Consider the following 20585-nt stretch of genomic DNA (forward strand, 5'->3'; position numbering starts at 1 on the left):
GTGCGACGCTTCGATGAGAGGCACCCTCTCCGACAGGATGGGCGCGGCGCTGTTGATGGCGCCGCTGCTCCTGTTTCTTGTGCTGGCCTATGCGTGGCCGTTCCTCGGCGTCGTCAAATGGAGCGTCACGCTGCCGACACCGGGGCTCGGCCAATATGGCGCGCTGGCCACCGATGCGCTGGTGCAGTCGGTGTTCATCCGAACGCTTCGCATTGCGCTGATTGTCACCGTCGTGTCTGTCGCGGCGGCGTATGCAATCACCATGGTGTGGGTGCGCGGCAGCCCGGCGCAGCGGATAATCGCTGAGTTCTGCATTCTCGTGCCGTTCTGGATCTCGGTGCTGACGCGCGCCTTCGGCTGGGTGGCGCTGTTGTCCAACCGCGGCCTGATCAACACCTGGCTGCAATCGATCGGCTTCATCTCCGAGCCGCTGGCGCTGGTGCGCAACGAATTCGGCGTCATCGTCGGAATGACGCATTTCCTCATTCCCTTCGCGGTGTTTCCGCTGGCCTCGGCCATGCGCAGCCTCGACGAGCGCGTGCTGCTGGCGGCGCGCGGGCTCGGCTCCAGCCGCATGCGCACCTTCTGGACCGTGTTCGTGCCGATGACGCGCTCCGGCATCATCGGCTCGGCGATGATCGTCTTCGTCTTTTCGCTCGGCTTCTTCGTCACCCCGGCGATCCTCGGCGGCGGCCGCAGCGTGATGATTGCCGAGCTGATCTATCTCCGCATCTTCCAGAGTCCCGACTGGGGCCTGGGTGCGGCGATCAGCGTCGTGCTGGTTCTGTTCGTCGGCGCGCTGATGGCGCTGCTGTTCCGCTATGTCAGACCGAAGCAGCTGATCTGATGCCGACCTATCGCCCCGGTCCCGTCTCGCTGATCCTCGCCGTGCTGGTGGCGCTGTTCCTGCTGCTCCCGCTGCTGGCGGTCATCCCGGTGTCGCTGACGCCGAGCCGCATGCTGGCGATGCCGACGGGCGAACTGTCGCTGCGCCACTACCGCTCGCTGATCGAGGACCCACGCTGGCTCGACGCCATCCTGCTGTCGATCCGCATCGGCATCGTCAGCAGCGTCATCTCCACCGTGCTGGCGCTCTGCTTCAGCCTTGGTGTCTGGATGTTCCAGCCGCGCTTTACCGCAGCCCTCGTCGGCTTCGTGCTGCTGCCGATGGTGGTGCCGCCGGTGGTCTCGGCAATCACGCTCTACTTCCTGCTCACCTCGATCTCGGGCATGAGCTCGTTCTTCGGCTACGACACCTGGCTTGGCGTCGCCATGGCGCATTCGGTGATGACCGTGCCCTTCGCCACGGTGCTGATCCTGGTCTCGCTCAGCCAACTCGACCGCCGCATCGATTTGGCCGCGCGCGGCTTAGGAGCCAGCGTGTGGGAGCGCGCGACGCGCATCATGATGCCCAACATCAAGTTCGGCATCGTCACCGCTGCGCTGCTGTCCTTCGTGCTGTCCTGGGAAGAAATCGGCGTCACGCTGTTCATCACCTCGGTCAACGCCATCACCTTGCCGAGGCTGATGTGGATGGGCCTGCGCGACAATATCGACCCGGCGATCGCCGCGCTGTCGGTGATCCTGATCATCATCACGGTGCTGGTGCTGGCGGTGCGCAGCGTCGTGGCCAGGCAGCAGGGGCGCTAGACAAACCGCACCGAGACGCAGCCGAACCTGCCCAGATCGCCGATGACTTCGTCGCTGGCCTCGACGCCTATCGGCGTCACGCAGGTCGACGCTCTTAGTGACGACATTGAGCATGGGTCTTTAAGAAAGGTCGCGATCGTCAGACCGCAAAGACTTACGGAAGCCCCATCGATTGGTGGGAACAATCACGATCAGACGGCTCGATAATCACGCGCAAGCCAGCGTTCGATCTCTGCGGCATAGACCTCGGGCATGTCTTCCCAGATGAGGTGGCCGCCATCCAACTCAAGATAGCGGTTGCGAGGGAGACGAGCCGCGAGGAACCGACCGTTCTCCGGCGGCACGATTGGATCGTCTCGGCCGACCAGGATTAGAATCGGCGTTTCGATTTCACCCAGGACCCGCTCGAGGCGCGGCAGATCGCGAGGATAGGCACGGACGAAATTGGTGGCATCCTCGAAACGCCGTCCTGCGGAAGCCTGCCGGTAATCCTCAAGGACTGCCGGAGGGGGTTCAACCCGCGCCGATTGCGTGACAAATCCAGCGCCTATCGGGGCACCGTCTACCTCGGCAAATGCTCCGGGCTCAGAAGCAATCAAATCCTTCAACTGTCCGGCGGCAAGGTCTGTGTTGGCGGCGCCACCGCCAATCACGAGACTCTCGAACAGTTCGGGCTTCCGCGCCGCCGCGAGTAGCAAGGAAGATGTGCCAACATCGGGGCCAATCGCATGCATACGGCTGATGCCGAAATGCGCGGCCGTCCGGAGGATGAAATCAGCCATACCTTCGGGGGACATCACCTCATGGCGACTGTCAGAGATCCCGAAACCCGGGAGATCAAGTGCGATCAACGGATTGCCGCGCCCAAGCACGGGAAGCACGTCGCGAAAGGCGTAGATGCTTTCAGGCCATGGACTGGTGAGCAATACCGGAATGCCCTGGTTCAACCCCGACCGAGCAAATCGAATGCGCAGGCCGTCGATCACGGCGAACTCCACTGCCCCAATATCGGGAAGATCGTGATGCATGTCGGTTTCTCGCGTGAAAATGCTCGTTGCCGCCTCTCGCCTGACTTGCTCATCAGGCTTCGCGGTAACCAACAAGAGCATCGCCGGGAAAGGTTGACCATGCGCATATGGGGCAATATCATAACGGATCGTCTCACTTGAGTGGTAACTCGTGGACCCACTGAACGACTGGATAAGAGCAATTCGGGCCGAGGGCGTGGTGTTGGTGCGCACGCGCGTCGCGGACCCATGGGGATTCTCAGTTCCACCAGGCAATGCCGTGGTGTTTCATTTCGTTGCGCAGGGACACGCCTTTGTGCGTAGGCCGGACGCCGAGACAATGGAATTGCGTTCCGGTGAGCTAGTTTTGTTTCCGCGCGGCAGCGCACATGAGGTGGCGCATTCCGCGGACGGCAAGGCGATGCCGCTGGATATTTTTTTGGCCAGTCGGGACGGCGTTGTTGATAGCGATGCAAAAGCGAGCACGCTGATCTGTGGTCAGTACAATCTGGATCAGCACCTCGCACTTCCGGCGCTGCGCGCGATGCCGCCAGCCATATCACTCCATGCCGGTATCGAGCCCGGACATTCACCATTGAGAAACACGCTGCGCATGCTTGGCGACGAAGTTGAGGCGCCCAATTTCGGCAATCAGATCGTGGTTCGTAACCTCATTTCGTCCCTGTTCGTCTACTTTGTACGCGAGTGGAGTGAGGCATCATCATCCAGAGCAGGCGACTGGTTCTCGGGCATGCGTTCGCCCTCACTTGCGCACGTCCTCACGCGCATGCATGAATCGCCCAATTACGCTTGGACATTAGAAGGGCTCGCACGCGAAGCCGGCTTGTCACGCGCTGCTTTTGCCCGTCATTTCAGCACCTTAATAGGCGAGCCTCCACACACTTACTTAACACGATGGCGCATGGGTGTTGCGGCACAGTTGCTCAAGGAAACCAATCTGCGGCTGGCCGAGATCGCTTCGCGCGTCGGCTATCAGTCGGAGTTTTCATTCAGTCGCGCCTTCAAATCGGTTCGCGGCGTCTCGCCGATTCACTACCGCCGTAACACATCAAATCCAGGTTGAATGGAAACGGGCGGCCAGATTGTCCGACTGGCTCCTTGAAGGGCTACCGACAGGCAGATCAGAGCGGGGCGCTCAATCTGCGGCCAGATTTCTCGATTCCGCTGACCCGATGGCAAGGGCGCCCGCGCTGTGAGACGAAAAGCTATGAAATAGCGATCAATCGGCATTCATCGTAGAGCCGATTCACGGTTCAGTGGCCGCGAAGAGTTGGCTCGTTCGGCGGGCCAACGATACGTCACACGAGGGAGCGCACTTCATGCAACGCGACAAGATGAAAGCCGCAATCGACACCATCTATGGCAAAGTCTTCAACGAGGGTCGAGGTGACTTGCTGCCCGGTCTGGTGACAGGCCCGTACATCCAGCACAACCCGATGTTCCCAGACGGCACCGATTTCATCGTCAACTTCCTCAAACAGGTCAAGAAAGTCCCCTGCGAGGTCAAGCGTATCGCCATCGACGGCGATTTGGCGTTCATCCATGTCCGGTACCTGGATTGGGGCGGCAAGGAAACGGCGGGCGTTGATATCTTCCGCTTCGATGCCGACGGCAAGATTCTCGAACACTGGGATGTGCTGCAGCCGGTGCCCGAGAGCGCGAACAATTCAAACGGCATGTTTTGAGCTGATCGTAGATTCTAAATTAGACAAACCTGACCGAGACCCTGCCAAACCTGCCCAGATCGCCGGTAACTTCGTCACCGGCCTCGACGCTTATCGGCGTCACGCAAGTGCCGGTTATCACCACCTGTCCCGGCTGCAGAGCTATGCCCAGCCCCGACAGTTCATTGACGATCCAGGTGAGCGCAATACGCGGGTCGCCCAACACCGCTGCCCCTGTGCCATTGTGTTGCGACTTTCCGGAAACGAAAGCGACCACCGGGTGCTTCGCAAGGTCCACGTCGCGCCAATCGTCGTCTAGCGCCTGACCGATGACAAACAGATTGGCGCAGGCGTTGTCGGCGATGAGTTGCGGCGCGCCGACGGCGCAAAAATCGTCATAGCGCGAGTCCGGTATTTCGATCGCCGGGTGCAGGCTCGCCACGGCATCCATCACCTCAGCGATTTCATAGGATGACGGACGAGGCGGCAACTGGCGGCCGAAACGGAAGGCGAATTCAATCTCGGCCACGCGCATCTTGCTCGTCGCCAGGGAAACGACGCCGCCCACCTCAACCGCTTTTTCGGCCAGCAGACGCCCTGCCATCGGGCCATCGACGTTGATGTGCTTTTGTCCAGCCAGACTGGTTGCGGCAATCTTCCAGCCGAAAAGCGGAGCCCCTGAGCGATCCATCACATGCGACTGGACGGCGTAACCGTCGATCCGCGTTTGCGGCCGCAACTCGTGGGGTATGGCGTCGAGACGGGTGCCGTTGTCCCAATGGCTAACCAGCAAACACGACGCGGCTTTGGCTTTTTCTGGATCGAGCATGGTCAGTTCCGGAAATCCGTGGCGGGAAGGATGTTATTGAGGTGTCCCGCAGATGGGCGCCGCTCCGCCGCACGCATCGGCGCCACGCTAGGCGAAGAAGGGATGAGGCGCGCCGCGAGTCGCTCGTTGTTCCATATGAGCGACAGCCGTCTGCAATTCAGTTTCGGAAAGGTGGAGGCCAAACTCATTCGCGAGCACATCGCGAAATCCCTCGATGCCTGTTATCGTGAGACGTTCTACCTCACCTGATGGGTATCGCCTATTGAAGCGCGAATTAAACAGGGTCAGTCGCGTCCTGTTCGGTCCAGGGCGCGCGGCGATCAGGTTGCTGAGGTATGGGCTCTGCGGATGACTGGCGGTGAACCAGTTGCAAATCTCGTACTCGGCATCGACCCGAGGAAGGAAGACGACCCTGTAGATATGCTCCCATCCGGTCCCCAGCTTGGACTGCAGCACCAACTCATCCCCCATCTCCAAAAACCGCATGATCTCGTGGGGAGTCTCCTGTTCTTCCTGTGTGAAGAGCTTCAGAGCGGTTGTAGGCGCAAGATTTCCAAATCCCACGTCTGCGAGGAACGAGCCCTCCGGTAACTCCACCCGCAAAACCATGTGCAGCATGGGTCGAGGTGCGTCGATCTTCAATCCGCGCACGACACGAGCCTGAAGGCTTGTCACCTCGTATCCGAGCGAAAGTAAGCCGGCGCGAAACAGCATGTTCTGTTCAAAACAGTAACCGCCTCGTCCACCAGAAATGATTTTGGCCTGCAGCAATGCGGGATCGAGAGAGGGCGGAATATCCAAAAGAACGTCGATACTCTCATAAGAAATAGCCGTCGCGTGTGCGGTCACCACCGCCCTGAGCGTTTTGAGCGTCGGTTCACGCGAGCCATCGTACCCGATACGAGAAAGCCAAGCGTCGATGTTGAACTGTTTATCTGGCATTGGAGCCCGCCCCTTGCTCGCATCGGCAAAGGTGCCAATGAAACAGGCCTCGTTCAAGACAAAAATCTGTCCGGGGGTTAATGGCGATCCAGACAGGATCGAACCTGCGACCATCGGCCTCGGAAGGCCTTGTGCCGCTGTCAAACCAGCTGCGGAACGCCGGTCGTGCCGACGCAAGGATCGAAGCCGGCGGGTCCTTCCGATGCCGGCCACGGGGCGGTTCCGAACCGAAGGTCAACGCGGCAAAAACGATTCCGATATTCGCACGCACGGATCTTCGGTTCGGGATCACGCGCTGCCGCCTCAAGCGGCGCGCTGGCTTTCTTTCGGCCGCAGGTTCTGGTTCATGCGGAACAGGTTCAGCGGGTCGTAGCGCTGCTTGATTTCCAGAAGCCGGCGATAGTTGCCGCCATAGGCCGCTTCGACCCGGTCGACCTCATCCTCCGGCATGAAGTTCACGTAGGCCGTGCCGGCGGCATAGGGCTTGGTCGCCTCGTAGATACCACGAGCCCAATCGATGCAGGCCTTGTCCATTGCCGGTTCGCGCCAGCGGGCGTGGACATTCATGACGAAATGCGAGTTGCGCTGCGGAAACGCCGTTGCATCTGCCGCCACACGGCCCGCCACGCCACCGACATGACCGAAGAAAATCTCACATTCGGGGCCCGGAAGCCTAGTAATCGCCGCAGTGGTGGCACCAATCGCGCCGTCCGAAAGCCCGGTCAGGTCATGGCTCTTCCAATAGTTGCGGGCGCCGGGCGTCAGCAGCGGGTCGAAGGCCTGCTGCCAGCCGGTGAACGGGTTGGGGCCGACGACATCGGCAATCGGCGTGCCGATGGCGCGAAGCTTCTGCGTCGCCTTTTCGCCCGCCTGGATGTCGCCGCAATAGCACATGGCCAAAACCAGCACCTCCTTGCCATGCCATTCGGTCGGCAGGAAGGGTAGCGGCGGTGCCTGCCGCATGACCACCCAGCAGGTCAGTTCGTCGGGCGCGGTTTCGAGCGCCGTGCGATAGTCCCGCAGCACCTTTTCGGCATCGGCGAAGGGATGGACGACGAGCCCCGACAGAACCTGCGGACCCATCTGGTGGAGTTGGAACTCGAACGCCGTGACGACGCCGAAATTACCGCCGCCGCCACGCAGCGCCCAGAACAGGTCCGGATTGTCCTTCTGGCTGGCGCGCAGCAACTTGCCATCGGCGGTGACCACATCGGCTGAAACAAGATTGTCGATGGTCAGGCCGAATTTGCGGGTGATCCAGCCGAAGCCGCCACCCAGCGTCAAGCCTGATATGCCGGTGGTAGAGTTGATACCCGTCGGCACCACCAGGCCAAAAGCCTGCGTTTCCCGGTCGACATCGACGAGCGTGGCACCAGGCCCGACCCATGCCCGTCGCGCCACGACATCGACCCGCACCGACTTCATCGCCGACAGATCGATCATCAGGCCGCCATCGCAGACGGCACTGCCAGCAATGTTGTGGCCGCCGCCGCGCACGGAGACGAGAAGCCTGTTTTCCCGGGCGAAATTCACGGCGCTGATGACGTCGGAGGCGCCGACGCAACACGCGATGAGACCGGGGCGCCGGTCGACCGTGGCATTCCAGACGGTGCGTGCTTCGTCGTAGGCGGCGTCGCCCGGCTGAAGCAGTGTGCCGCGCAATTGTGCCGAAAGCGCTTCAAGGACCGCAGCGTTAACGGTCGTCTTGCCGCGTTCAAGCGTGGTGAGGCTCATGCTGTTCATGGTTTCCTCCCGATTTTTTTGTTTGTGAGCCGTTCTCCCTCAACGCTTCGAACTGTGCTCTTATATTAGAAGTCGCGCAAGTTTGGCACGGAGGCGCTGCGCCCATGTTGCCCAACGACGTGCGGTCTGGCCGGCATGGACGACCCAACGCTGGAGGGGCGCAAAATCGTCGAAAATACTGGCGATCAGCACCGGGATGGCGCCGCCATCGACTTCGCGCGTTAGCGGCAATGAAGCCCGGCCATAAGGGTCAACCAATCCAGGCCGGTTCCTGTTCTCAGGCTGCTCGCGCCCGGCGCAGTCTTTCGGCGACGTAATGCGGCCCCGGCCCCGTGAGCGGTCTTTCGGTCACCAGGAAGCCATCCAGCATGGCAAGCAGTTCGCGCGCCGCACCGGACGAGCAGAAATAGTAGACCATCTGGCCGTCGCGACGGGTGTCGACAAGGCCGAAGGCGCGGAGCTTTGCAAGATGCTGCGACAGGGCCGATTGGCTGAGCAGAACTTTCTCGGCAAGAACACCGACCGAAAGTTCGCCGCCGGCAAGGTAGTTCATGATCAAAAGCCGCTTCTCATTTCCCATCAAGTTGAGAAAGGCGGCGGCGGTTTCGGCATTGACGGCAAGTTTTTTCGAAATCATCGATTCCACATACTTTCACGTTCATCCGGCGCCAGGGGCAATGGCGCCAGCAGACCTGTGGATGCACCGTTGCGATGACTTTCCTCGGGTCTCGCCCACTCGACCGAGGCGACACCAGCGGCGAAAACCAGCGCCAAGTTCCAGCTGGCATAAGCCAAAACTCCAGTCAGAATCGTCGGACTAAAGTCTTAGCCAATGTCAGACCAAAGCCTAGCAGCGCTGCGTTCATTCTACAAGACCATAACGATATATGCCGGCGACCTGCTTTTCAGGCAGCACGCAGGGATGGTGCTGACGTCCACTTCGCGCTCCGCGCAAACAGGGTGAGATGTTGGAACTTTTGGAGCGGCGCCTGAGCTAAACCGTTGAATTATTGGCGATCCCGACAGGATTCGAACCTGTGACCATCGGCTTAGAAGGCCGGTGCTCTATCCAGCTGAGCTACGGGACCGCTGGCCGGCCAAGCCGTTTGATATCTTGGCCGTTTGATATCTTGGCCGGCTGATGTCTGTTCGACGGAGGCTGCCCGCCGGTCAATGCGTCCAGGGTATCTTGCGGTCATAGCGGAAATTTTCCGCATAGGAAATCTGCCGGCGCTTGGTCTCCTTCGGCTCCTCGACGCGGAAGGCCAGCCCCTGCTTTTCGGCATAGGCCACCGCCTCTTCCCTGGTGTCGAAGCTGAGCCGGATCTGGCTCAGCATGTCGCCCGATGTGGTGTAGCCCATCAACGGGTCGATCTTCTTGCGCTGCGCGGGATCGAATTCCAGCACCCAATAGCCGGTCTTGGCCTTGCCGGACTGCATCGCGGTTTTGGCTGGGCTGAAAATACGCGCGGACATGGGCACCTCGTGGCTGCGTTGGCGGCAGCGCCGCCTTATTTCAGTCAATACTGTGCAACACTGCCGACGGCAAGGCCGAAGCAGCCTGCAACCGGGCCGCTTGGCGAGCGGCATAGGCCCGATACACTGGCGTGGCATCAAAAGTCATGGTCATCATGGCGACACAGAGAGGCATGGACGCAGGGATTTTGCACGCTGAGGCCGGCCAACAAGAGATTTTCGACGGCGTGATCGTCATCGGCGCCGGCGGGGCCGGTCTGACCGCTGCCTACGCGCTCATCAAGGCCGGCATACCTGTCATGGTGCTGGAAAAGGAAGCCCGGCTGGCCGAACCATGGCACCGGCGCCACCCACAGCTGCACCTCAACACGCATCGCGATCTCTCGGCGCTGCCGGGTGTTTCGTTTCCCGCCGGCACGCTTGCCTTTCCACACCGAAGTGCCGTCATTCGCCATCTGAACGAATTCAGCGCCAGACACCGGCTGCCGGTCGAGTTCGGCGTCGCGGTCAAGGACATCACCTTTGAAGGCGGCGACCATTGGGTCGTGCGGACCAATGCCGGGCCGCAGCTGGCGCGCCATGTCGTCATCGCTACGGGGCGCGACCGTCAGCCCTTCATTCCAGTCTGGAAGGGCATGAAGACCTTTGCAGGACGGATCATCCACTCGGCAGAGTTCGGCGACGCCAGCACCTATGCCGGAAAAAAGGTGCTGGTCGTGGGCGCCGGCAATTCCGGTTTCGACGCGCTCAATCACCTAGCCGGCGCGGACACTGGACAGATCTGGCTGTCGGCGCGACATGGCCCGGCACTGCTGCCCAAACGCATCGGCCAGATCGCCGTCCACCGGTTTTCGCCGATGCTGGCGCGGCTGCCGTTCAGGCTCGCCGATGCGGTGATGGCAGCGACGCAGCGGCTGGTGTTCGGTGACCTCGCCGCCTTCGGCCTGCCGCCGACGCCTTCCGGCGGGGCAAGCCGGCTGGCGTCGGATTACACCGCTATCGCCACCGATGACGGCGCCGTCGACGCCATCAAGGACGGCCGCATCATCGTGCTGCCGACCGTGCAGGAATTCACCCGCGACACGGTTATTTTCGACAATGGCGTGACGATCCAGCCCGATATCGTCATCGCTGCGACCGGCTACCGCACCGGGCTCGAGGCCATGTTGGGCAAGCTCGGCGTGCTCGACGAAAAGGGCGTGCCGCTGTTCAACGGCGCCGACCACGACCCGAAACTGCCGGGCCTGTGGTTCACCGGCATGCGGCCGAGCATCCGCGGCTGCTTTGCCAATGCTCGCATCCAGGCCAAGGCGATCGCTGCCAGGATTGCGCGCGAGCGCAGACCGCCAAATCCGGTTTGACGTTTTAGGGGTTGCGCGGCAGGGCCCGGAACCTTATACGCCGCAGGGCCTCGGAGTGTAGCGCAGCCTGGTAGCGCATCTGGTTTGGGACCAGAGGGTCGGGAGTTCGAATCTCTCCACTCCGACCATTTTTCTTCACCTGCAAAATTCGTCTTGCCCAACGTCGCCACGCCTTCCTTGCCGCTGGCGTATCGCAATGCTTCGGCTGAACGCTGTATTTGTATTGGAACGCGAACCCGTCCTGCGAGTTGAGTATTATTCAACCCAGGGAGCCAATATGAAAACGCTGCTCATCGCCTCCATGATCGCGTTCGCCGGAACGGCAGCCTTTATCGCGCCGACACAAGCCGCCAGTCTGATCATCCAGTCCGATGACGGCGACCAATATTCGTCCGACGATGGCGACATACAGATCCGCCGTCATCACGATCGCCAAAGAATCTACGACGACGATGAATATAGCGACAACCAGGACAATGACGGCCAGTGGCGCCGACACCACCGCCATCACCGTTGCCATATCGAACTGGTCAAGCATTGGCGCCATCACCACAGGGTCGTCGAAGAGGTCAGGGTCTGCGGTTGATCTGATCGTTGCAGACATGCTCCGGCCGGGGTTACCGGCGGCCGGAGCACCAGGCTGACTTAGGCACCGCAAGGCTGGTGGCGCGCCCTTGACCTTCCGCCCGCCCTTTGCCAGGCAATGCGATCCAGCCTTCGTTTAGCCGTACCGGTAGAGGGTTTCTCATGCCTTGAGAACGAAGGGGCGCCTATATCGCCCAGTCTCGTGGCGAAGAACGACCCTGGCTGAGACAATCGAAAATCAGTATTGACTCATTTAAGACGACCGGTCATATTCAGCTCATGGCAAGACCGAGCACCAGAGAACAGATCATCGCGGCCGCCGTGGACACTCTGCATCGGAAGGGGTTCAACGGCACCAGCGTTCAAGACATCACCGAAGCGGCGCAGGTGCCGAAGGGATCGTTCTACAACCATTTTGAAAGCAAGGAACTCCTCGCTGTCGAAGCCCTGGAGCGCTACTGGCAAAAGGTGCTCAACGGCCTGAGCGGGCTCGGCGATGAGAAGACACCTGCCGTCGACCGGCTGCGCCGGTACTTTCAATATCTCAACGAGGTCGCCCGCCAAGGGGACTACCGGACCGGCTGTATGATCGGCAATATGAGCGCGGAAATGCCGGACCAGAGCCGCCCGGTGCGCGAACGCCTAGCCGTGCTGCTGGCGGCGTGGAGCCGCGCGATCGAATCCTGCGTCAAGGAAGCGCAAGCCGATGGCGCGCTGCGGCGCGATATGGATGCCAGGACGATTGCCGCCTTCCTCCTCAACTCCTGGGAAGGCGCGATGATGCGCGCCAAGGTCGACAAGGACGCAACGGCGCTGACAGCGTTCGAGACCGTCGCGTTCGGAACCTTGCTGACATAGCCGCCTTTTATTTTTACTCAACTCAAGATGACTGGTCATATTGGCTATCAACTTCACCCTTCCCTGCCGGAGCCGATCATGAAATTCAACGACACAGGTCCCCTTCTTCCCAAACACAGTGGTCCTCCGCCATGGCTGGCCATTCTTGCCGAGGACGCCACGCTCGAGGCCACCGTGCTGAGGCGGCCGATCGAAGGAAAGCAGAACATACTGGCGCTGCTGAAGCATGCCGCACCGCTCTACGACTTCCGGGACTTCACCTATCGCGGCGGCTTCGGCAGCGACTTCTTTATGGAATCCTACCGGGCCGAGGTTCGCGGCACGCCGATCGAATGCTCGGTGCTGGTGCATAAGAATGCCGACGGAGAAGCGGATTCGATCGTCATCAATCACCGCCCGCTCGACGCCGCTTTGCTGTTCTCGCGCCTGATGTGGGAACAGGTCGGCGACGAATTTGGCGATCTCTATCTGACGGGACCGCAGGCCGAGGCCCTAGAGAAGGCTACAGCCGATCCGAAGGCCTGAGCGGCAACACTACTCAACCTCAATCAATAGAACGCCGGCCTGCCAGGCTGGCGAGGGCCGGCTGCGCTTTGCGGCCAAGCCGATGCCAAGACCAACACGAAAGGAATACAGTCATGCGTACAATGCGAGCAGAAGGCTTCAGCGGCTATCAGGATCTGAAGCTGGTTGATATTCCCAAGCCGGTCCCATCCGAAGGGCGGCTGCTGGTGCGGATGCGGGCCGCCGGCGTGACGCCGCTCGATCATACGATTCTGAGCGGGCAGTTCCCACGCTCGACGGCGCCGCTGGTGCTCGGCAATGAAGGCGCAGGCATCATCGAGGGCGGCGACACCGATTTTCCCGATGGCACGCGGGTGGCATTCCTCGGCCCCTTCGGCGTGCTCGAGAACGGCACCTATTCGGAGTATGTCGCCGTCCCCAGGGAATTGCTGCTGCGCGTTCCCGATGCGATCGACGACACCACGGCCGCAAGCCTGCCGGTCGCCTATCTCACCGCCTATATCGCGCTGATGAATGCCGGCTTCGCGGCCGGCAAGGTCGTGCTGGCGCCGGCCATAGGCGGCTCCGTCGGCAACGCCGTGACGCAGCTGGCGCGTGCGCTCGGCGCCAAACATGCCATTTCCTCGACCACCAGCCACGCCAAGGCCGAAGAGGCGAAGGCGCTCGGCTTTTCCGAAGTCATCGATCTCACCAGCGAAGACCTGGCCGACGGCGTCAATCGCCTCAGCGAAGGCCACGGCGCCGACATCGTCATCGACGGCATCGGCGGCAAGATCCTGAGCGCCGCACTGCCGGCCCTGGCGCCGGGCGCATCGGTGATCACGCACGGTTACTCCGCCGGACGCGAAGTCACGATCAATGTCACAGACCTGATCTGGAAAGCTGCAAGCATCAAGGGGTTTTTGCTGCTCACCGAAAGCGCGTCGGCCTGGCAAGCAGCCTGGTCGATCATTTCGGACCTGCTTGTATCGGGCAAGGTCAAGCCGGTCGTGGCGAAGGTCTTTGCGCTGGAGGATGCCGCCGAAGGCCTGCGGTATCTCATCGAGGAGCGCCCGTTCGGCCGGGTGGTGCTGAAGGTTTGACGCAAAGCGCTCCGCTCGGATATCTCCTCACCTGCACCTGTGTCGACAGTCTAGACTTTGGGTGAGAGGGGAGATTCTGGATGCTTGGTCTCGAAGCATGGCTGTCGCTGATTGGCCCTGCCTACTTCGCTTACATCGGTATCGCGATTCCGTTCGTCGTCGTCTGGGCCATTATTTGTGCTGCCCTGTGGATCTGGAACAATAGGCCGAGCAAGAGGCAGGGCCCTTCCCGCTCGTGGCCCGCCAGCCTGGCGTTTTTTGTCGTCGTTGCCGCCTGCTACGTGGCGGCGCATACGGCGGTCTACCTGCTGGTTCGGTATCTTGCCCCGTTGTGGGCGTGACAGGGACGCACCCTTCTGCCGGACACTCTGGCGAGCATTCTGCCTGAAGGTAAGCTCGCCGGGCGAGAACCCCAATCATCACTCCCGGCGAGCCTACAACCCGATCAAGAACGCGACCAGGACCGGGGTCAGCCGGCATGCTCGCCGTGCAAGATAGATGCCAGACAATGTTTCCCGAAATGGGACAGCAGCAGAGTCTCCTCCTTCCACCGCTTCAAATCTCGAACTCGCCCTGCCCCTCGTCCATGGCACTGACGATCTCGGCGGCGAGCGCGCGAGTGATCGGCGTCTTGCGCTCGAGCGCGGTGCGGTCGAGCCGTTCGACCACACGCATGGCGGTGGCCAGCGACCGCTCGATGCGGCGCACCAGATATAGCACGACATGCGGCTCGACCTCGACCTGGCGGTCGGCGAACAATTTGGTGATGACGCCGGCCAGAAGCAGGTCGTCCGGCTCATGGATCTCGACAGTCGCCGCCGCTTTCAGCCGCGAGGCGAGATCGGGCAGCGTCACCCCCCAGGCGGCGGGAAAGCGCCGCGCCGTCAACAGCAAGGTGGACCCGGCGCCGCGCACTTCATTGATGAGGTGGAACAGGCCCGCCTCGTCGATGGCTGTCTTGTCAACATCGTCGATCAGCGCCGGCCTGCCGCCAAGCCCGGTGATGACATTGCCGATGCGCTGGGCATCGACCGCCACGGCGTTGGCTCGCGCCTGCCAGATCGAACCCAGATGCGTCTTGCCGGAACCGGCCGGGCCGGCGAGCACGATCACCGGCGATGGCCAGTCCGGCCAGCGGTCGACAAGGACCGCCGCCTCGCGATTGGTGGCCGACACCACCAGCTCGTCGCGCGAATAGCCGGTGCCGTGGCCAAGGTCGAGCGGCAGCTGGCGTGGCGGTTCGGTCTTTTGATCCGCCACGTTCAGCCGCGCGGCGAGCGGTGGCCGCCGCCGCGATCAGCGGGGAGCGGCGGGACGGGCTCAGTGGAGTGTCCCTTGTAGAGCGGCGATTCGAGATAGCGGGCAATGGCAAAGCGCACCAGCACGGCAACCGCCGCCGAAGCAGGAACGGCGATCAGCAGGCCGACGAAGCCGAACAGGGCGCCGAAGGCAAACAGCGCAAACATCAGCCAGACCGGATGCAGGCCGACGCTTTTGCCGACCAGCCTGGGTTGCAGGATGTTGCCTTCGATGAACTGGCCGATGAAGAACACCACGGCGACGGCGACGATCATGGTCCAGTCCGGCCAGAACTGGACGAAGGCAACGCCGACGGCCAGCACCAGGCCGGTCAGCGAACCGACATAGGGAATGAAGGAGATCAGCCCGGCGAACAGGCCGATGAGGATGGCGAAATTCAACCCGGTCAGCGTCAGGCCGGTGGCATACATGCCGCCGAGCACCAGGCACAGCGTACCCTGGCCACGCACGAAGCCGGCGGTCGCGGTGTTGATGTCCCTGGAGATCACCCTGACCGTCCCGACATAATCGCGCGGTACCCAGCTGTCGACGACCGCCACCATGCGGTCCCAGTCGAGCAGCATGTAGAAGGCAACGACCGGGGTGACCACGAACAGGCTGACCACCGAGACCAGCGCCACGCCGGAACTCCAGATCGAGGTGAAAACGGTGCTCAGCAGGCCGAAGCCGGACGTGAGCAGCGAATTCAGCCCGTCGCGCAGGCCGTTGGCATTGACGCCGAATTTCTGCTCCAGCCATTTAGGGTCGAAGCTGGTGATCAGCGACTGCAGCCGGGTCAAATATTCCGGCAGCTTGCCGGCGAAATCAGCCATCTGCGTCGCCAGCACCGGAACCAGGATGACGAAGGCCAGCACCAGCAGGATGATGAAGGCAATGAGGATGACCACCGTCGCCATCAGCCGGGACAGGCCGAGGCGCTGCAACCGGTCGGCGACCGGGTCGAGGAAATAGGCAAGCACCATGCCGGCGACAAACGGCAGCAGGATGCTGGAGAAGATGTAGAGGAACAGCGCCAGGAAGACGGCCGTGCCCAGCCAGAAGAAAATCTGGCGGCGAAACGCCGCCGACGCAGCCGCGTCTGCTGCCGCTGCGCTCGCTGCACTGTTGTCAACTACCCGGGGTGGAGCCTTCGCCATAGCCGCTCATATGCCTCAGCCAAGCCACGAGATAGGCCGCGGCCGAAGCCACGGTCAAGACCCCGGACAGCAATATGAGCGCGGGCCTGAGCGGGTCGAGGTGGAGGCCAAGGGCAAGTTCGCCCAGCACCACGGCCGCCAGCACGATCTGGGCGGCGGTGTTGGCCTTCGACACGTAGAGCGGCTTCATCTCGACCGGATGCGCCATGACCGTGGACAAAAGCACGGCGCAGATGATCAGCGCATCGCGCGATACCATGGTGACCACCAGCCACAGCGGCAACTCGCCGATGAAGCCCATGACCACGAACACCGAGACCAGCAGCACCTTGTCTGCCATCGGGTCGAGATAGGCGCCGAGCCTTGACTGCTGGTTGAAACGGCGGGCGATGAAGCCGTCGACGCCATCGGAAATGCCTGCGACGAGAAAGCCGGCAAAGGCCCAGTCCCAGCGCATGTTCAGCATCGCCAGCACCACGGCCGGCACCAGCAGCAGCCGCATGATCGTGATCATGTTGGGAATGGTCAACCGCATGTCCCGTCGTGGCTTGTTCTGTTGATAGATGATTGAGATGAGGTGTGGACGCAAGGACCAGCGGTGAAGGGCTTGGCTATCCATGGCGACGAGGGCAGAAACAGGACGCCCAGTCTGTTTGAGCCGGACGTCGGCAGCGCGCAGTCGAAACCAAAGACCGTCGTGACTGCCGCCGCCGGGTAGCGCCTATATTCTGAACGATCTCCGGCCAAAATGCGACGGAGGACTGCAAGGCGCGCCGTGAGGGTGCAACCTAGGAATATCCACGCTTTTGTCGAGCCAAACGGCGCGGCTCCCGTCGTGATCCTTGCCCCCCGAAACCATTCATGCGAAGAGCCGCCAAGGGAAACAGGGATGCGCCGACGATGAGCAAGGGCGACCGGGCCAAGCGCAAGAACGGGCTCACCTATGCCGAGGCGGGTGTCGACATCGATGCCGGCAACCTCATGGTCGAGAAGATCAAGCCGCTGGTGCGCGCGACGCGCCGGCCGGGCGCCGATGGCGAGATCGGCGGCTTTGGCGGCCTGTTCGATCTCAAGGCCGCCGGCTTCACCGATCCGGTGCTGGTTGCCGCCAATGACGGCGTCGGCACCAAGCTGAAGATCGCCATCGATGCCGGCAAGCATGACACGATTGGCATCGACCTCGTCGCCATGTGTGTCAACGACATCGTCGTCCAGGGCGCCGAGCCGCTGTTCTTCCTCGACTATTTCGCTACCGGCAAGCTCGACCCCGACCAGGGGGCTTCGATCGTCGGTGGCATCGCGACGGGCTGCCGGCAGGCCGGCTGCGCGCTGATCGGCGGCGAGACGGCCGAAATGCCCGGCATGTACCACGGCAACGATTACGACCTTGCGGGTTTTGCCGTGGGTGCTGCCGAACGCGGCCAGCTCTTGCCGACCGACGATATCGTCGAGGGCGACGTGCTGCTGGGGCTCTCCTCGTCGGGCTTGCATTCCAACGGTTTTTCGCTGGTTCGCCGCATCGTTGGCGTCAGCGGCCTTGCCTGGAGCGATCCGGCGCCGTTCAACGACGAGGCGACGCTGGCAGAGGCGCTGCTGGAACCGACGCGCATCTACGTGAAGTCGATCCTCAAGGCGATCCGCAACACGCATGGCATCAAGGCGCTGGCCCACATCACCGGCGGCGGCTTTCCCGAAAACATCCCGCGCGTCCTGCCGAAGGACTTTTCCGCCGAACTCGACCTTGAGGCGATCGATGTCCCGCCGGTCTTTTCCTGGCTGGCGAAGACCGGCGGCGTGGCGCCGGAAGAGATGATGCGCACCTTCAACTGCGGCATCGGCATGATCCTCGTCGTCGCCTCCGGCCAGGCGGCGCAGGTTGCCGCCGTTCTGCAGGAGGCTGGCGAGACGGTGACGCCGATCGGCCGCATCGTGCCGCGCCGCGACGCCGGCGTCATTTATCGGGGCTCGATCGGCCTATGAGCAGGAAACGCACGGTCGTCTTGATCTCGGGACGCGGCTCCAACATGACGGCGCTGATCGCGGCGGCCAGCGACCCCGCCTATCCCGCCGAAATCGTCGGCGTCATTTCCGACCGGGCCAACGCCGCCGGCCTCGGCATCGCGGCCGCGCGCGGCATCCCAACCAAAGTCATCGTGCGCGCCGACCATGCCAGCAAGGACGCGCATGATGCGGCGATCGACGCCGCGCTGATTGCGTTCAATGCCGAGATCGTGGCGCTGGCCGGCTATCTGCGTATCCTTTCCCGAGGGCTGGTGGAGAAATGGCAAGGACGCATGCTCAACATCCACCCTGCCCTGCTGCCGGCCTTCAAGGGGCTCGATACGCATGCACGTGCGCTCCGCGCCGGCATGCGCATCCATGGCTGCACGGTGCATTTCGTCACGCCAGAGATGGATGACGGCCCGATCATCGCCCAAGCCGCGGTGCCGGTGATGGTCGGCGACAATGAGGACACGCTTGCGGCGCGCGTGCTGAAGGCCGAGCACCGGCTCTACGCGCTGGCGCTCGGCCTCGTCGCCGACGGCAAGGCGCGCATGGAAGGCGGCCGCACGGTGCTGGCACATTTCGCCGACGACGCCGACAATGCCACTTCCGTGGTGATGGCCCCCGACCCGCTGCGCGAAGAGCGCGACCTCGAGCATCTGGCGCGGATCACGCCTTGAGGCGGCTCCAGGGTCGCCAATACATCGCTGCGCGTGGTAGAAAACATAGCCATGGACGTTTTCAATAGCGCAATCCGGACAAAGGGCGATCTGGCCGGCGTGTTTGAGTATGACGAGGCGGGTGACCCGCAAAATGCCACGGCGTATTTCTACCTTTACCGAATCCAAGACGGAACTGCAGGTTCGGTGATTGATGCAATTCACATTCGATCGGGCGTCTGGGCTATCACCGAGAAGGACATAGCGGTGAGATGGGATAGGGACGGACGGCGTGCAGGCGTTTTCATCTTCGGCATGCTCTGGGCAGCCTTCGACACGGCAACTGGTACGAAGCATGGTGACCGATACGGCACAGACTTCCAGCCTGACATCCCGTGGTCGTGAATTGAGACTGATGAGGCAGTTGCTCCGGCTGCTTCATGCAAATCGGCTCGCCGATTTCGATCGGCCAATTCCTGTCGAGGATCGGAGTGAAACCATGAATGCGATGACCTACAAGGGCTATTCCGCCCGTGTCGACTATGACGATGACGACGAGATTTTCTTTGGCCGGATTGCCGGAATTCGCGACGGTGCATCGTTCCATTCGGAAACTGTCGCCGGGCTGAAAGCAGCCTTCCATGAAGCGGTGGACGACTATGTCGAAACCTGCGCAAAAATCGGCAAATCGGCGCAAAAACCTTATTCCGGAAACCTCATGCTGCGCGTCGATCCGTCGATCCACTCGAAAGTCGCACGGGCTGCGGAAGTCGCGGGCAAGAGCCTGAACCAGTGGGGAGAAGAGGTCTTGCGTGAGGCCGCCGACAAGCAGATCGCTTGACCCGTAGCCGATGAAACAGCTGCTCCTGCTGCGCCACGCCAAGTCGAGCTGGGATGATCCAGCGCTTGCCGATTTCGACCGGCCGCTCGGCTCGCGCGGACTGAAGGCAGCACCGCTGATGGGGCGCGAACTAACCAGGCGCGACTGGCTGCCGGACCTGGCGTTGGTGTCGCCGGCGCTGCGCACACGCGAGACATGGCGGCTGGTCGCGGCCGAACTGCCGGCGAGAGTGCCGGTGGAGTTCGCCGAGGCGCTCTTTGAAGCCACGGCTGGCGACATTCTGGCCGAGGTGCAACAGGCAATCGCATCGGCTGGCTGTGTCCTGGTGCTTGGCCATAATCCTGGCCTGGAGGATTTTGCGCGCCGGCTCGCCGGTCCGCGATCGGATGCCGGAACTCTGAGGAGGTTTGCAGAAAAATTCCCGACCGGCGCCCTTGCCCGCTTTGTCGTCGATGGTGACTGGGCAGACCTCGCCTTCGGCACAGCCCGGCTGACGCATTGCATCAGACCGAAGGATTTGGGTTGACAGTGACGCTGCCGAAAAAAAGCGGCGGGCTCAGCCCGCCGCTTTCAGTGCAACCGATCAGTTGCCCCAGATGCCCTGGCCGGGATCAGGCCAGGCCGTTGACCCTGCCGAACCGGTTGCCGTCGTGTCGACGTTAGGCGCGGGCTTGGTCATCCCGTGCTTGCGGATCGAGGCGGTGAAGCCGCGATCGACGCCAGCGGTCGGCTGGTTGGCGTTGTCGGCGCCATAGTGGTCGCTGCCGGCAGAGGCGCCGCCCATGGCAGCGACGAGGATCGCGGCCGCGACGAATGCAATCCTGGTCATTTCAGTGTTCCTTGTCTGTCGTTTCATTTTGCGGGCGTCTTGGGAGGATGGTC

Annotated in this window: 25 protein-coding genes and 2 tRNA genes; 16 read left to right on the forward strand and 11 right to left on the reverse strand. The window is 62.1% G+C overall.

Translation table 11 applies throughout. The features are described 5' to 3' along the window. Window positions 1–13 precede the first annotated feature (13 nt). Both AC1D1B_RS08045 and AC1D1B_RS08050 read left to right on the forward strand, forming a co-directional pair. Window positions 14–847 carry an ABC transporter permease gene (locus AC1D1B_RS08045; RefSeq protein ID WP_477330975.1) on the forward strand — a complete coding sequence of 278 codons (834 nt, stop codon included), beginning with the start codon at window positions 14–16 and terminating at the stop codon, window positions 845–847. Continuing rightward, window positions 847–1650, forward strand: a complete 804-nt coding sequence (locus tag AC1D1B_RS08050) for an ABC transporter permease (protein ID WP_477330977.1) — start codon at window positions 847–849, stop codon at window positions 1648–1650. Before AC1D1B_RS08045 ends, AC1D1B_RS08050 begins: the two co-directional genes overlap by 1 nt. Before the next feature lie 191 nt (window positions 1651–1841). Here the strand turns inward: AC1D1B_RS08050 and AC1D1B_RS08055 are convergent, their stop codons facing one another. Then, window positions 1842–2678 (reverse strand): alpha/beta fold hydrolase, encoded by an 837-nt coding sequence (locus AC1D1B_RS08055; protein ID WP_477330979.1) that lies wholly within the window; start codon window positions 2676–2678, stop codon window positions 1842–1844. A 151-nt stretch (window positions 2679–2829) separates the two neighbouring features. On the opposite strand from AC1D1B_RS08055, the gene AC1D1B_RS08060 reads away from it, so the two are divergent. Both AC1D1B_RS08060 and AC1D1B_RS08065 read left to right on the forward strand, forming a co-directional pair. Then, window positions 2830–3741, forward strand: a complete 912-nt coding sequence (locus tag AC1D1B_RS08060; protein WP_477330981.1) for an AraC family transcriptional regulator — start codon at window positions 2830–2832, stop codon at window positions 3739–3741. A 256-nt stretch (window positions 3742–3997) separates the two neighbouring features. Further along, entirely contained in the window at window positions 3998–4363 is a 366-nt protein-coding gene (locus tag AC1D1B_RS08065) for a nuclear transport factor 2 family protein (protein ID WP_477330983.1), read from the forward strand. Between the two features lie 19 nt (window positions 4364–4382). Here the strand turns inward: AC1D1B_RS08065 and AC1D1B_RS08070 are convergent, their stop codons facing one another. The 6 genes from AC1D1B_RS08070 to AC1D1B_RS08095 form a co-directional block, all read right to left on the reverse strand. After that, window positions 4383–5171: a 2-keto-4-pentenoate hydratase gene (locus AC1D1B_RS08070; RefSeq protein ID WP_477330985.1), complete on the reverse strand. Its 789-nt coding sequence runs from the start codon at window positions 5169–5171 to the stop codon at window positions 4383–4385. A gap of 87 nt (window positions 5172–5258) precedes the next feature. After that, window positions 5259–6227 (reverse strand): arylamine N-acetyltransferase family protein, encoded by a 969-nt coding sequence (locus AC1D1B_RS08075; RefSeq protein ID WP_477330987.1) that lies wholly within the window; start codon window positions 6225–6227, stop codon window positions 5259–5261. Window positions 6228–6416: 189 nt separating this feature from the next. Then, a complete protein-coding gene (locus AC1D1B_RS08080) occupies window positions 6417–7856 on the reverse strand; it encodes an FAD-binding oxidoreductase (protein ID WP_477330989.1) in 1440 nt (479 codons plus the stop codon). A 277-nt stretch (window positions 7857–8133) separates the two neighbouring features. Then, window positions 8134–8493, reverse strand: a complete 360-nt coding sequence (locus tag AC1D1B_RS08085; protein ID WP_477330991.1) for an ArsR/SmtB family transcription factor — start codon at window positions 8491–8493, stop codon at window positions 8134–8136. A gap of 374 nt (window positions 8494–8867) precedes the next feature. Then, a tRNA-Arg gene (locus tag AC1D1B_RS08090) sits at window positions 8868–8944 on the reverse strand. Between the two features lie 82 nt (window positions 8945–9026). Further along, the gene (locus tag AC1D1B_RS08095; protein WP_477330993.1) at window positions 9027–9332 is read right to left on the reverse strand and encodes an ETC complex I subunit; all 306 of its coding nucleotides are present in this window, start codon (window positions 9330–9332) and stop codon (window positions 9027–9029) included. 173 nt (window positions 9333–9505) lie between these two features. On the opposite strand from AC1D1B_RS08095, the gene AC1D1B_RS08100 reads away from it, so the two are divergent. From AC1D1B_RS08100 to AC1D1B_RS08130, 7 genes are all read left to right on the forward strand, one after another. After that, on the forward strand, window positions 9506–10693 hold the full coding sequence (locus AC1D1B_RS08100) for a flavin-containing monooxygenase (RefSeq protein WP_477332097.1): 1188 nt from the start codon (window positions 9506–9508) through the stop codon (window positions 10691–10693). Between the two features lie 51 nt (window positions 10694–10744). Then, window positions 10745–10821, forward strand: a tRNA-Pro gene (locus AC1D1B_RS08105). Window positions 10822–10889: 68 nt separating this feature from the next. Further along, on the forward strand, window positions 10890–11279 hold the full coding sequence (locus AC1D1B_RS08110) for a hypothetical protein (RefSeq protein ID WP_477330995.1): 390 nt from the start codon (window positions 10890–10892) through the stop codon (window positions 11277–11279). A 278-nt stretch (window positions 11280–11557) separates the two neighbouring features. Beyond that, the gene (locus AC1D1B_RS08115; protein ID WP_477330997.1) at window positions 11558–12136 is read left to right on the forward strand and encodes a TetR/AcrR family transcriptional regulator; all 579 of its coding nucleotides are present in this window, start codon (window positions 11558–11560) and stop codon (window positions 12134–12136) included. Between the two features lie 78 nt (window positions 12137–12214). Continuing rightward, complete coding sequence (locus tag AC1D1B_RS08120) at window positions 12215–12661, forward strand: hypothetical protein (RefSeq protein WP_477330999.1); 447 nt, start codon at window positions 12215–12217, stop codon at window positions 12659–12661. 113 nt (window positions 12662–12774) lie between these two features. Next, window positions 12775–13743 (forward strand): quinone oxidoreductase family protein, encoded by a 969-nt coding sequence (locus AC1D1B_RS08125; protein WP_477331001.1) that lies wholly within the window; start codon window positions 12775–12777, stop codon window positions 13741–13743. Window positions 13744–13823: 80 nt separating this feature from the next. Next, a complete protein-coding gene (locus AC1D1B_RS08130; protein WP_477331003.1) occupies window positions 13824–14084 on the forward strand; it encodes a hypothetical protein in 261 nt (86 codons plus the stop codon). A 214-nt stretch (window positions 14085–14298) separates the two neighbouring features. Here the strand turns inward: AC1D1B_RS08130 and hdaA are convergent, their stop codons facing one another. The 3 genes from hdaA to AC1D1B_RS08145 are packed head-to-tail and all read right to left on the reverse strand — an operon-like array spanning window position 14299 to window position 16728. After that, complete coding sequence (gene hdaA / locus AC1D1B_RS08135) at window positions 14299–15003, reverse strand: DnaA regulatory inactivator HdaA (RefSeq protein ID WP_477331005.1); 705 nt, start codon at window positions 15001–15003, stop codon at window positions 14299–14301. Between the two features lie 2 nt (window positions 15004–15005). Then, complete coding sequence (locus AC1D1B_RS08140) at window positions 15006–16199, reverse strand: AI-2E family transporter (RefSeq protein WP_477331007.1); 1194 nt, start codon at window positions 16197–16199, stop codon at window positions 15006–15008. Then, window positions 16171–16728, reverse strand: coding sequence for a CDP-alcohol phosphatidyltransferase family protein (locus tag AC1D1B_RS08145; RefSeq protein WP_477331009.1), 558 nt, complete (start codon window positions 16726–16728; stop codon window positions 16171–16173). Before AC1D1B_RS08145 ends, AC1D1B_RS08140 begins: the two co-directional genes overlap by 29 nt. A 371-nt stretch (window positions 16729–17099) precedes the next feature. Here AC1D1B_RS08145 and purM point away from each other — a divergent pair, with 371 nt between their 5' ends. From purM to AC1D1B_RS08170, 5 genes are all read left to right on the forward strand, one after another. Beyond that, a complete protein-coding gene (gene purM, locus AC1D1B_RS08150) occupies window positions 17100–18179 on the forward strand; it encodes a phosphoribosylformylglycinamidine cyclo-ligase (RefSeq protein ID WP_477331011.1) in 1080 nt (359 codons plus the stop codon). Then, entirely contained in the window at window positions 18176–18883 is a 708-nt protein-coding gene (gene purN / locus AC1D1B_RS08155; RefSeq protein ID WP_477331013.1) for a phosphoribosylglycinamide formyltransferase, read from the forward strand. Before purM ends, purN begins: the two co-directional genes overlap by 4 nt. A 51-nt stretch (window positions 18884–18934) precedes the next feature. Continuing rightward, a complete protein-coding gene (locus AC1D1B_RS08160) occupies window positions 18935–19267 on the forward strand; it encodes a hypothetical protein (RefSeq protein WP_477331015.1) in 333 nt (110 codons plus the stop codon). A 94-nt stretch (window positions 19268–19361) separates the two neighbouring features. Then, the gene (locus AC1D1B_RS08165; RefSeq protein ID WP_477332099.1) at window positions 19362–19703 is read left to right on the forward strand and encodes a type II toxin-antitoxin system HicB family antitoxin; all 342 of its coding nucleotides are present in this window, start codon (window positions 19362–19364) and stop codon (window positions 19701–19703) included. A gap of 10 nt (window positions 19704–19713) precedes the next feature. After that, window positions 19714–20229 carry a SixA phosphatase family protein gene (locus AC1D1B_RS08170; RefSeq protein WP_477331016.1) on the forward strand — a complete coding sequence of 172 codons (516 nt, stop codon included), beginning with the start codon at window positions 19714–19716 and terminating at the stop codon, window positions 20227–20229. Between the two features lie 57 nt (window positions 20230–20286). Here the strand turns inward: AC1D1B_RS08170 and AC1D1B_RS08175 are convergent, their stop codons facing one another. Continuing rightward, window positions 20287–20532, reverse strand: coding sequence for a DUF680 domain-containing protein (locus tag AC1D1B_RS08175; protein ID WP_477331018.1), 246 nt, complete (start codon window positions 20530–20532; stop codon window positions 20287–20289). Between the last annotated feature and the right edge of the window lie 53 nt (window positions 20533–20585).

This window comes from Mesorhizobium sp. P2_C5_2 (assembly GCF_056404535.1).